Source organism: Dyadobacter sp. HNCC25DJ187, assembly GCF_056895255.1.
Map to the genome: position 1 here is coordinate 1438625 of NZ_JBXHAT010000002.1, position 13826 is coordinate 1452450.

At 43.9% G+C, this 13826-nt stretch carries 7 protein-coding genes; all 7 read left to right on the forward strand.

From position 1 onward, the window contains the following. The first annotated feature begins 198 nt into the window (after window positions 1–198). The 7 genes from AC1XUE_RS16925 (at window position 199) to AC1XUE_RS16955 (ending at window position 13801) form a co-directional block, all read left to right on the forward strand. The gene (locus tag AC1XUE_RS16925) at window positions 199–3222 is read left to right on the forward strand and encodes a SusC/RagA family TonB-linked outer membrane protein (RefSeq protein WP_483357169.1); all 3024 of its coding nucleotides are present in this window, start codon (window positions 199–201) and stop codon (window positions 3220–3222) included. Between the two features lie 13 nt (window positions 3223–3235). After that, window positions 3236–4732: a RagB/SusD family nutrient uptake outer membrane protein gene (locus tag AC1XUE_RS16930; protein WP_483357170.1), complete on the forward strand. Its 1497-nt coding sequence runs from the start codon at window positions 3236–3238 to the stop codon at window positions 4730–4732. Window positions 4733–4761: 29 nt separating this feature from the next. Beyond that, a complete protein-coding gene (locus tag AC1XUE_RS16935; protein ID WP_483357171.1) occupies window positions 4762–5901 on the forward strand; it encodes a hypothetical protein in 1140 nt (379 codons plus the stop codon). A 353-nt stretch (window positions 5902–6254) separates the two neighbouring features. Beyond that, window positions 6255–8054: an FAD-dependent oxidoreductase gene (locus AC1XUE_RS16940; protein ID WP_483357172.1), complete on the forward strand. Its 1800-nt coding sequence runs from the start codon at window positions 6255–6257 to the stop codon at window positions 8052–8054. A 196-nt stretch (window positions 8055–8250) separates the two neighbouring features. Next, window positions 8251–9177, forward strand: coding sequence for an FAD:protein FMN transferase (locus AC1XUE_RS16945; protein WP_483357173.1), 927 nt, complete (start codon window positions 8251–8253; stop codon window positions 9175–9177). Window positions 9178–9179: 2 nt separating this feature from the next. After that, entirely contained in the window at window positions 9180–11756 is a 2577-nt protein-coding gene (locus AC1XUE_RS16950; RefSeq protein ID WP_483357174.1) for a beta-L-arabinofuranosidase domain-containing protein, read from the forward strand. 47 nt (window positions 11757–11803) lie between these two features. After that, entirely contained in the window at window positions 11804–13801 is a 1998-nt protein-coding gene (locus AC1XUE_RS16955; protein ID WP_483357175.1) for a sialate O-acetylesterase, read from the forward strand. The last annotated feature ends 25 nt before the right edge of the window (window positions 13802–13826 follow it).

A 13826-nucleotide genomic window follows, 5' to 3' on the forward strand; every position in this document is an offset into this window, starting at 1 on the left:
ATTAATTGTACTTGTCAGAGATCCAATTGTGCTAAATTAGACTTGACAAACGTACCTTCTACATGTATCTTCCAACAGGAATTCAAAGCAAACGCGTATAGCAACCTTGTTTAAACCTCCAGGTATTTCAAAGCAGTCATTCAACATTTCTATTTTTTAGTACTATTCCAACAAATACCCTATTAATCATTAAATCGTATGCTGAAAACAATACTCAGTTCATGTTTGCTGGTAACACTGAATGTGCTGACCGCAAACAACATCTACGCCCAAAACATGTCCGTTTCAGGAAAGGTTACGGACGACAGTGGCGAAGGGATACCCGGTGCAAGTGTTACTGTTAAAGGAACTCAGACTGGTACATTGACTTCGATCGACGGTACATATTACATTGATGCAGCAGCCAACGCAACGCTTGTCTTTTCATTTGTAGGTTATCTTAAAGAAGAAGTAGCAGTTGGAAATCAGTCCAAAGTAGACGCGACCTTAAAAACCGATACAAAGGCGCTCGAAGAGGTAGTGGTGGTAGGTTATGGAACGCAAAGAAAAGTGGAAACTACCGGATCAATTGCTTCGGTAAAAGCAGAAGAACTTACTCAATTACCCATTACGAATATAGCTCAGGGTTTGCAGGCAAGGGTTTCCGGTGTGCAGATCAGCCAAAACACAGGTGCTCCGGGTGGCAACATCAGTGTACGTATACGTGGTACAAATTCGATCAACGGCAATTCTGAGCCTTTATATGTAATTGATGGAATTCAGATTTCCAATAGTGGAGGCATCAACGATGTGAGTCCACTCTCAACAATCAATCCCAATGATATTGAATCAGTTGAAGTACTGAAAGATGCATCTGCATCAGCTATCTATGGTGCGCGTGCTGCAAATGGTGTGGTTTTGATCTCAACAAAAAGAGGTAAATCGGGCCGTACCAATGTTTCAATAGAGAGTTATTATGGCGTTCAGCAGGTAACAAAAACGCTGGATGTATTGAATGCAGCAGAATTTGCTCAGCTTGAAAATGAAACCTTTAAAGACAATTACTACACTGATCCGGCAAGCCTGGGTGAAGGAGTAAACTGGCAAAATGAAATTTTCAGAAAAGCCCCAATTCACAATCATCAGCTTACTATCAGTGGTGGAAATGAGAAAACGCAACTGTCTTTATCCGCTAACTATTTTGGCCAGCAGGGCGTCATTATCAACTCCGATTTTAACCGGTTTACTTACAGGATCAATGTAGATCACCACGTCAGCAAAAAAATCCGTGTTGGAACCAGTGTAATGGGAAGCCTTTCCAATAACAGCGGAATAGATGCCGGCACGACTTCTGTGGGCGACGCGGGTGTGGTGACCGGAACTGTAATTGGTGCAGCCATAGGTGCTCCACCAACTTTGCAGGCGTACAAACCTGATGGTAGTATTTTTCCTTTCGCAGAACAAGGCAATGGCCGTTATCGTGAGGTTGTGAACCCGCTCAACTTCACTTCGATCATGCGTAAGCGAAATATAAAACGCTCACTGATCAACTTGTACGGTGAATATACCATCCTACCAGGCCTCACCTACCGCGCATCTTTCAACTCGGATATGGATTTGCGGCTGATCGACAATTACTCTCCTATTTCTATTATCGCCACCAAGGATAGAAACGAGAACTCCGGAAGTGCTTACAAAGGCAATTCTAATTTTATGGGTCTGTTGCATGAGAGTGTATTAGCTTACAGTACAAAAATTGGCGCAAATCATAGCCTTAAATTCACCGGATTATTTGCCACACAAACCGATAACTACAACCAAAACAATATCTCGGTAACAGGTTTGCCAAACGATGCAACGCAAAACGAAGCAGTACAACTGGCTTTAAACCGTACCGTTTACAGTGATCGTAACAAACAACGCCTCGACTCGTATATGGGAAGGGTTAACTACGGTTTCAAAGACAGATATTTCCTTGACCTTACGGCCAGAGTTGACGGTTCCAGCAAATTCGGAGCCAATCACAAATACGGATTTTTCCCCGCGGCATCGGCAGGATGGAGAATTATCGAGGAAGATTTCATGAAAAGCGTAAGTTGGCTTTCCGATCTTAAACTCCGTGGAAGTTATGGTATTACAGGTAATGCAGGAGGTATTGCTCCATACCAGTCACTGGCAACGGTGGAAGCTGGAGGAGGTTATAATTTAAACCACCTCTACCTGACGGCCATTCGTCCGTCTGGGATTGCCAACCCGGATCTAAGATGGGAAAAGTCGGCACAGACCAACATCGGTATTGACATAAGCATTCTCAACAACCGTTTCTCATTTATCATTGATGCTTATCATAAGAAAACGGATGACCTGCTGTATATCAAAGCATTGCCATTATCCTCGGGTTATGGCAGCATCACCGGAAACTACGGATCTCTGGAAAATAAAGGATTGGAATTTGCGGCCAACGCAACTATTCTGGATGGGCCGTTCAAATGGAACATGAATGGAAACATCACTTTCAACAGAAATAAAATTCTGGATCTGGATGGTGGAACGACCACTGAAAGATTTGTTACTAACTTCACTGTTCTTCAGGTAGGACAACCTCTCGGCGTATTCAAAACGTATGTTTTTGACGGGATTAACCAGACAGGCGAGGCCATCATTCCTGGATACGACGGGCGTGTAGGTGGCCATAAAGTGAAAGATCTGAACAACGATGGCGCCATCGATGCCAGGGATCAGGTCATTACCGGTAATCCAAACCCAAAATTCATCTACGGGATCTCTACCAATTTTGCTTACAAAGGTTTCGATCTGGCTGCATTCTTTTCAGGAGCACAGGGTGTTGATATATATAACGTAAGCCGTTTGTCATTCGAAAATCCACTCGGACAAAGAAACCTTTTTCAAGGTGTCGAAAACCGGTGGACGCCTGCCAACCCAAGTGATCAATATGTGAGTCCGGCAGTGGCGGGCCGTTTGCCCATTTCCAGTTACGCAGTTGAAGACGGGTCTTATTTCCGCTGCAAAAACCTGATGCTGGGTTATACTCTTCCTACCATCAAAGGAATCAGCAGGTTAAGAATTTACGTGAGCGCCAACAATTTATTTACGATTACCAAATACTCAGGGTTTGATCCGGAGGTAAATACCTATGCAAATTCAAACACAACCATTGGTATTGATAACCTGGTGTACCCTCAGTCCAAATCATTTCTTGGTGGCGTTCAGCTGACATTCTAAAACATTCATCTTTATGATATCTCTCAAAAAATCCATATCAAAAGTAATTCCCCTGGTAGCGCTTGCAATGGGCATGGGGTCTTGCCAGCTCGAAGAAGAAGTGTTCTCTTCGATATTTATTGAATCGTTCTACAAAACAGCGTCCGACGCAGAAAAAGGTTTGATCTCCGTTTACGACGCACTCGGCGGAATGTATGGCGGTCCGGCTGCAACCATGGTGCCCGATTACAGCGCCGACCAGGTGTATCCGCGTGGTGTTGTAGGCCGCAACTCGTTGACTTTGTTCACGTCTGAGCCTACCTACACGGTGCAAAAAAGTGCAGGCCGCACCAACGAATCGCCATTACAACTTTGGAGCTCGCCATACAGCGGCATCGAAAAAGCCAACTGGATCATTGCAAAAGTGCCGGATGCAACGATGGACGAAACGCGCAAAAAACAAATCATTGGTGAAGCACATTTCCTGCGGGCATTTTACTTCTGGACACTCAGTAAAAACTTTGGTGATGTAGTAATTAAAACTGAGCCAAGCACTTCCGAAGAAAAGGCATACTTTGGTGTAAGTTCAAAAGCTGATGTTTACAAGCAAATCTATGCTGATCTGGACAAAGCTGCACAAGCCGGATTGGTGTCTTATCCGTCAAACGAAAAAGGTCGTCCTTCCAAAGAAGCTGTTTCAGCACTTTATGCCAAAGCAGCGCTCTACAATGAAGATTATGCAAAAGCACTCGAAAAAGCCAACGAAGTAATTGCTTCCGGCAAGTATGCATTAATGCCCAATGTGTTAGATGTGTTCAGTTATCTAAAGGAAGATGAAGCTAGACGGGAAAACATCTGGGCATTTGAAGCAGATCCGATCAGCCCCGGTACAGGTCATCAGCTCGTCGGACTGACCGGCCCCACTGGTAGCAATGGCCCGGAATACGCCCGAACTTCTTACGGTTCGATGTTCGCATATATGGCATTCTTCAATTCGTTTGATCCAAAAGACAAAAGAAGGCAATTGCTTGACACCACATATATTGACAAAACTGGAAAAATAGTGCCGCAAAGAAGCATCACGCCAATTACTACGGATGCAGTTTTGATCAAAAAATACCAGGATCCCATTTCAAGCACAGGGCTAATCCCCAACATTCCGATCCTGCGTATGGCAGATGTATACCTGATTGCTGCCGAGGCAGAAGCAAGACTGAACGGACCAACTGCAAAAGCATATGAGTTCATTAATATAGTGAGAAAAAGAGCTGGGTTGGCTGACCTGACAGCAGGACTCGGAAAAGATGCATTTATTGACGCCGTAATTCAGGAACGTTCTTTCGAATTCTTCGCGGAAGGTGATCGCTGGTACGATTTAACCCGGACCAATAAATTCCTGACCGTTATTCCGAAGGCTGTAAACAGTGTATATCCAAACCGCCCGGTTCAGGCTAAACATAAATACTTCCCGATTCCACAGGATGAGATCAATGCAAATCCAAAGCTGGAACAAAATCCTGACTGGCGATAAATAAATGCGGTGTTTTAAAATTTGAGTTTATGTTGAAATCAATCATCTTTTTGCTACTGTCTAACTTTCCTCTGCTTTCATTGGCTGAGGGTAAAGTGGCTGATATTAGCGTAAAGAATGAGAATCAGAATAACCTGAAAATCGCAACTATCCGCGAGTTCACAATCACTGAAAACGATACTAATTCCTATACCCTGAAACTGGCGTTGGATGATTCCGGAAGGCCGCAATACTTCTTCCGGAACATCTTTACGCCGGTATGTTACACCAACGAATGCAAACCGGTTCACATTGATTTTTACTGGGACCTGCTCGGCAACTACGTACGCTACGAAATGCCGAAAGGTAAAATCCTGACCAAGGTAGATCACGATGAGTTTGAGGAAAAAGACTACCAGAAACTCGCAGACATTTTATCCCGTTCCAATTCGATTTTCGCTGATCTTAAAATGGAAGATTTGCTTACATCCGGAACCGACAGCCTGACAGATGACGTGGATGCGAAAACGGGTGCTACTCTCAAAACCATTAAGAACGATGTGATTGACGGAGCCGTTTACACTTGTTTCACTTTATGGCATATTGCCTATGGCAAACAGGTGGTAGGTGAAATGAAGCGAATTACTGAAAATTACCGCAACGACGAAATGCTTCATAATTTCCTTTCCAGCACCAATTATCACTATCGGTATTGGGCAATGGAAAAGGTAATTGACCGAAGCGGCTCGGTCAAAAAAGCTTTTGAAAATGATATAGAAGAAGTCATTTCGGGTAAAAATCTATTTACGGCACGTACGGCATTACAAAAGGCAGGAGACCAATTCTTCGCCAATGCTACCAGACAAAAATGGCTTTGGGATACCTACAACGCAACCTCATACCCGATGCAGGTCGCGATTCTGAAACGGCTGGAAGATATCTCCATCAATGACGATCTGGAACAAAAACTAGCTGCAAGTATAGCCGGATCCAATCAGGAGCAGTTCAAATTGAAATTGGGAATTTTGGCAAAACAGAAACAATTATCTGAACCAGTTATGCTCATTCTTGCAAAGAATCTTGAAATGGATAATGAAGGTTTTACCTCACAGATTTATCAGGTATTGGAACAGTTTCCACCAAAAAATAAAGAGGTACAGGATAATATGAAACGTTATAAAAGCCGGTGATGATGTGGGAAAACGGTCAACAGAAATGGGGTTCAACCCTTTCAGGGTTGCCATTTACCCGGTGTTCATTATTCCCCGGGTTTCACCCGGAGCTATTCGAATTTAAGCCCTTCGGATTTTTTCGCGGTAACCGTCGAAGACACATTGCAAAATCTCAGAAGAATTAAGAATAACAACCGTACAATCAAAAGCCTAGAATACAACAACAATTAATGACGATCCAGGATCCCGAAAGGGATCATACATGAATAGCCATGAGTAAAACCCGGGTACAGAATAGAACCCGAATACAACAACACAACCCGGAAAGGGCTTAACATCAATTTTAGTAGCTAACTAAACCTAATACCCCTATGAAAATCAACATAATATTACTCCTAATATTCCTTCCCCTGCAACTTTCCGCCCAGAACCACGTACTTGTGGAAACGGAGTCGTTCGAAGACAAAGGAGGATGGGTAATTGACCAGCAATCATTTGTAGTCATGAACTCATCGTACATCATGGCGCACGGTATGGGCCGGCCTGTGAAAGACGCCTCTACAACCGTCAAATTTCCAAAAATCGGAAAATACCGCATGTGGGTTCGCACGAAAGACTGGGCTCCTTATCCAAAAGGTCCTGGTAAATTCCAGGTTTCCGTTGATGGTAACACGATCCAACAAATTTTCGGAGAAAGCGGATCGGATGATTGGAAATGGTACGATGGCGGCGAGGTGGACATTAAGAACGTACAGACAAAACTTTCCCTGAAAGATCTTACCGGATTTAACGGACGTTGCGATGCAATCCTTTTTACCGATGCTCCAAAGTTTACTCCCCCAAACAAACTGGACGAACTCACTACCTTTCGCAGAAAACAACTAAATCTAACAGAAACAGCTACTTCTGCAGGTCGGTTTGATATGGTGGTTGTAGGAGGTGGCATCGCCGGAACCTGCGCCGCCATTTCCGCAGCACGAATGGGTATGAAGGTGGCCTTAATTCAGGACCGACCTGTTTTGGGTGGGAATAACAGTTCCGAAATACGTGTGCATTTGATGGGCGATGTGGACAAAAACCATTATCCAAAACTGGGCCGTATTGTACGCGAAATGGACAATGGCGATCCTGGAAACGGGAATCCAGACGCAAAAGAATATGGTGACAAACGCAAGATTGATATCATCAAAGCAGAACCGAATATCTCTCTGTTTCTGAACACATTCGTTTTTAAAGCCGAAAAACAAAATGATATTATTACCGCTGTGGTTGGCAGAAACATTGCTACCAATCAGGAAACAAGGTTTGAAGGTTCATTCTTTTCTGACTGCACGGGAGACGGAACACTAGGATTTCTGGCGGGTGCTGATTTCCGAATGGGTCGTGAAAGCAAAAGCGAAACGGGTGAATCATTAGCTGCTGAAAAATCTGATGATTTTACTTTAGGCACTTCTAATTTGTGGGCTTCGTTGCCGGTAGATTCAGTGACCACTTTTCCAGAAACACCCTGGGCTTTGCAGTTCTCAGATGAATACCACATTGACCAAACAAAATCGGATTGGGAATGGGAAACCGGTTTCGGGAACTTCAATACCATCACGCAGGCTGAACAAATCCGTGACCATAACCTTCGTGCCATTTTTGGAAACTGGTCTTATCTAAAGAACAGCAAAAAGGAAAAGTTCGGAAAACAAGAACTTGCATGGGTGGCATATATTGGTGGAAAAAGGGAATCGCGCCGACTGATCGGCGATCATATCCTGAACCAGATGGACATTCAGGAAGGCAAGTTTTATCCGGATGGCTCAGTTACAGCCACATGGACAATTGATTTGCATTTCCCCAACGAAAAAAACAGTAAGTATTTCGAAGGTCAGGAGTTTTTTGCGAGCACCAAACACATTAAAGTAGCGCCGTATACGATTCCTTACCGCTGCCTGTATTCCAAAAACATCCAGAATTTATTTATGGCAGGAAGGAATATAAGCACCACGCATGTCGCTTTTGGAAGTACCCGTGTGATGCGTACCTGTGGCATGATGGGCGAAGTAGTAGGATTTGCGGCCGCATTGGCAACCAAATACAAAACCACACCAAGAGGGATTTACGAGCACCATTTGCCTGAACTTGTTGGTATTTTGAAAGGCGAAACCCTGGCTCCGCAGCCGTAGAATTTACTGCCACAGATGCACGGATCTTGCACGAATGTAGGTGTAATTATTTTTTTTATTCGTGAATATTCGTGCATCCGTGGCAAACGAAAAAACAATTAACAGTTTGTCAATGAATTTATCCGGATTGATATCGGCGATATTTCCCCTCCTGTTTTTATTACAAAACAGGATAGCCGCTCAACATCACATTCCGATGACTTCTATAAGTGGCAAAGCTCAGGGTACGACTTACAGCATCAAATATTTTGATACAGAAAAACGGAATTTTAAAATACAAATTGATTCAATTTTAACTGATTTTGACAAGAGTTTATCGCTCTACCGGGACGATTCGGAGCTGTCGCTTTTCAACCGTTCGCATGCCATCAGATTCTCCACACCTTATTTTTACCCGGTGCTGGTGAAATCCAAAGAGGTATATGACGCAACAAACGGAATATTTGATCCAACGATTTTGCCACTTGCCGAAGCTTATGGTTTTGGAGCAAAAAGAGAAAGTCAAAATGTGGATGTAGACGTAGATTCTGTACTAAAACTAATCGGATTTAATCAGATTGAATTTGATTCCATATCGGCTCAGAAAGCAAAAGAAGATATTCGGCTCGACTTTAACGGCATTGCCCAGGGATATTCGGTGGATGTGATCAGCCGGTTTTTGGAACAAAAAAATATTAAACAATACATGGTTGAAATTGGCGGGGAGATTGTTTGCAAGGGCGTAAAAAATGACAACCAACCCTGGATTACGGGTATAGACAACCCCTTAGAACCAGGTTCGCTTTACGCTACTGTCACGCTTACCGACCGTGCCATGACAACCGCAGGAAACTATCGGAATCATTTCGAGAAAAACGGACAGGTTTTTAACCATCTTATTAATCCAAAAACGGGCTCTATGGAGCAAACATCTTTGCTGAGTATTACTGTTTTTGCCAAAGATGGGATCACTGCAGACGCTTACGACACCGCCTTTTTCGTAATGGGACTTGAAGAGACAAAAAACTTTTTGAAAAATCACAAGGAGCTGGATGTATATATGATTTACAACGATGAACAGGGACGATTAAAATCCTATGCATCGGAAGGAATCAGGAATTTTATTAAAAACGAAATCAACTAAACATGAGACTTTTTCTTTCATTTTTTTTACTGATTGCCTTACTGAAACCGGTTTTTGCTCAAAAGAAAAACCATTCCAGTTTGACAAACGACCATCTTCATATTTCCTGGCAAAATGAAAAAAATGGCTGGCGTATTGCGGAAGCAAAAGTAAAAAAAGATGGAAAGTGGATAGAAGCTGTGGTTCCATCGGGCGAATACACATTGCTTTATTCCGAAACCAAACCTTCTGACGAACCAAAGGAAACATTTGAAAAAATAACAGGTGGTAAGTTTCCGGAAGAGGCGTATCATTATCAGGCACTGCAATGGAAGGAAAGCACGACGGAAGTCTCTCTGAATACGGCGGGCACAGTATATCACTTTTTAGCTTCCGTTTTAGAGGGCAAAAAAGATGAGCTCGAATTCAGAAAAGAAACTGAGGTAGCAACGGTTATTTCCAGTTGGAAACTTGATCCGAAGTCGCCGAACGATATTCTGGTTACGATGAAGCTGGTTGCCAAAAGGAAAGGCTTTTTCTCCCTTGCTACACCTACGCTGGCCTCTTTGCCTGCCCAAAACATGTCATGGGTTTCTGTGCCGGGTTATTTTCAGGGAAATTTTATGCAGGAAAACTTTGCACTTGCATACGCCTATGGGCATGGAATTCCCTCCCGTCCGGTCGTATATCGTGAGCGTTCCGCTACAACATTAAGCCCGCTTGTCAGTACCAAAACAGGCATCACATTGTCTGTTATTCCGGAACCAGGCCTTGCCCGCGATCCCTGGGCAAAGGATAAGTATACACAGACGGACTGGCACTTGGGACTTTCGCACATGAACAGAAAAGGGCAGCTCTCTCCTACCTTGTATTACCCGGTTTTGGGTGAAGAAAAATCCGGGCTGAACGCTGGCGAAGAAATCAGTTATTCGTTCCGGTACAGCCTCATCGCCGGTGACTGGTTTCAGGCGGTGAACCATGCGGCTTATGATATTTACAAGTTCAAAGAAACGCTAGCGCTACGCCAAAGCACGCAATCCCTTACGAGCAGGATCGAAAACATGCATCACTACCTTACTGATCCAAAAACTTCACTTTGGAATATTGAGGAATACAAAGGCAAACAAATTGGCGCGCAATCCTATTTGGGCGGGGTGGTCGGCTCCAATAGAGATGCTATGAAAAATGCAGATTATGGCGCCATGTGGATGCTGGCCAATGCGACAAGCGATCCGGAATTGAAAGAAAAAGTGTTACCACCAGCTCTGAACTTTAAGTTGGTTCAACAGGATACGGAAGATGGCTTTTTCAAGGGGGCGATTGAGGGACAATATTATCTTGCCAAAAAGAAAAAATTTGTGGAAGAATGGGGCGAGGTGGTTGAGCCTATTGCGCTCACCTATTACGTGATGTTGGACATTGGCAACATGCTTTTGTTTGAACCCAACAATAATGAGTTAAAAGAAAGGCTAAAATACGGCGCTGAGAAATTGCTTTCCTGGCAAAAAACAGACGGCAGTTTTGCGGTTGCTTACGACCGAAACACAAAAGAAGAACTCTTCAGGGATATTAAAGATGTAAGGCCATCCTTTTACGGACTGATTGTCGCCTACCGTATTTTAAAAGATGAAAAATACCTGAAAGCTGCACAAAAGGGGGCAGACTGGCTGATCAAAAATTCAGTAGAAACGGGTTCTTTCCTCGGTGTTTGCGGGGACGCACGTTACGCACCGGATTTTGCAACCGGACAATCGGCTCAGGCATTTCTGGATCTGTATGATTTGACCAAAAACAAAAAATACCGAGATGCGGCTGTAACCTGCGCCAAAATTTACATGACATCCATCTATACACACCCTATTGCCAGTCGGGAAATTAAAACGGTGAATGGCACAAAAAGACAGGATTGGGAAATTAGTCAGACGGGGTTGAGTTTTGAGCACGGAGGAATTTTTGGTTCTGCTACACGCCACGGTCCTATTCAGCTGGCAAGCCATGCCGGTATGTTCATTCGCATGTACCAGCTTACCGGCGATCAGATTTTTGCTGATATGGCGCGTTCGTCTGCCATTGGCCGCGACGCTTTTGTCGATAGCAAAACAAGCGTAGCCTCCTACTACTGGCAGGCAATGAACAAGGGCGCTGGCCCATATCCGCATCATGCCTGGTGGCAGGTGGGCTGGATCACCGATTACCTGTTGTCGGAAGTTGCACTGCGTTCGGAGGGAAAAGTTTCATTCCCAAGAGGTTTTGTCACACCGAAAGTTGGCCCTCACCAGACCTACGGTTTCGAAGCCGGAAGCATTTATGGCAACAGAGCAAATTTGGTGATAAGAGAAGGTTTCGTAACCGGACAGCTCCCGGTTGTAGATGCCGTTCTTGCAGAGAATACAGAAAACAAAGAAGCTTATATCATTTTGCTCAATAACCGGGCACAGCCGAGTGAAGGAAAAATTTCTCTCAATGCTGAAAAATGGGCGGCGGGTAAAAAGATAAGAGGTATTACTAAAACCACATCAAAACAACCCGTGACCAACCAATCTGTTGACTATCAGATACCCGGATTTGGGATTGAGGTTTACACTGTCACATTTCAATAGTCAACAGTACAAAGAACGGACCAAGGAAGTGAGTCCGATTGATTCTTATGCATAAAGTAAAAAAGATACGCTACCTGAGTTTAATTCTGTTCTGCATTGCACAGATTTCGTTTGCTAAAAGCGGGATTAAACTCCCTTATTTCTTTGGCGACAATATGGTTTTGCAACGCGAAAAACCGATTCAGTTTTGGGGTACCGGCAATCCCAATACCACTTTTACCGTAGAATTTTCCAACGAGAAAAAGAAAGTTAAAACCGATGCAAACGGTAATTGGAAAATTAGCTTTCCTGCGAAAGATGCTGGTGGAACATATGAATTAAAAATAATTTCGGACAGCTCATTTTCATTTAAAAATATTCTGATCGGCGATGTCTGGCTATGCTCCGGACAATCCAACATGGAGTGGCCGGTTTACAAAGCTTTCAACGCACCTTTCGAACTTAGGGAAGCCAACAACAATGAGATAAGATCTTTCACCGTGCCCAAGGAATTAAGCTCGGTTCCACGTAACAATACATCTGAGGCATTGTGGCAGATCTCAACTCCGGAAAATACCGCTTCTTTTTCAGCTGTTGCTTATTTTTTTACAAGAGAGATTCACAAATCCCTGCACATCCCCATTGGTATCATTCACACTTCCTGGGGAGGAACATTCATAGAGCCGTGGATCGGATTGAAAAGTATAGAACAGCATCCTGATTTTTCAGAAATGGCTGAAAAATTTCATAGAGAAATACAGGAAAAGTCAATTGAGATCAGGCGGACTGAACATGCGGTAGCTACACGAACTTGGATGGATGGCATTGAAAAAGCAGATGCCGGTTTTGCGGAAAATTGGTATTCTCCTGCCTATAAACCCGAAAACTGGAAAACGCTGGTAGCGCCGGGATACTGGGAAGAACAGGGATTGCCGGATTTTGACGGAATTGTGTGGCTTCGTAAGGAAGTAATTGTACCCGCTTCCATGAAGGGAAAATCGCTGATGATTAATCTGGAAACGCTGCAAGATCTGGACATGACCTATTTCAACGGAACCGAAGTAGGAAGAACTACCTGGCAGCCAGGCCGCAGGATTTATGTTATTCCGGGCGAATTGGTAAAAGAGGGCAAAAATCTGATTGCCATCCGAATTGAAAATTTATCCGGTTTTGGTGGTTTCACAAGCAAAAATGCCACTGACCTGAGATTGCAGGAGTTGATAGAATCGGAGCAGCCACTGATCATTCCGTTGTCAGGAAACTGGCTTTTTAAAAGTACATTGAAAAAAGGAACATATCCCGATAAACCAACCGAACCAGCTGACCGAAAGAAACCGTCCGCAATTTACAATGCGATGATCGCCCCGTTTGCAGATCTGGGATTAAAAGGTTTTTTGTGGTATCAGGGAGAAGCCAATGCCTCCGAAGCAGCTAAGTACCAAAAACTTCTAGCACTTTTAATTAACGGCTGGCGCAAACAGTTTAACCAAGGCGACCTTCCCTTTATTATCTCTCAGCTTTCAGGCATGGGCGCTCTTAACCCAAATCCGGAAGAATCGCACTGGGCTGAAATGAGAGAAGCACAGCAGTCAGCTTTGGTAATTCCTCAAACCGGAATAGCCGTAACGATGGATGTAGGAAATCCGTACGACGTTCACCCGGTTTACAAACTGCAAGTTGGTGAACGTATGGCAGCCGAAGCAAAAAGGCTTTGTTATGGAGAACATAACCTGCAAACCTCTCCATTGTATCAGTCTATGCAGATTGAAGGACAGAACATCCGGATCAAATTCAAATACGCCACCAGCGGATTAGCTGCACGAAACGGAGCTCTCAAAGGATTCTCCATTGCAGGATCAGATGGAAAATTTGTGTGGGCCAATGCCAGGATCGAAGGTAATGAAGTAGTTGTCTGGAAAGATCAGATTTCAGAGCCAAAGTCGGTACGGTACGCATGGGCGTGGAGCCCGGTGGAAAGCAACGGCGCCAACCTTTACAACAAAGAGGGCTTTCCGGCAGCACCATTCCGAACTGACAGCCCATTGACAAAATTAAGTTCAAAATAACATCACAAATGTGAGCCGACAGCCT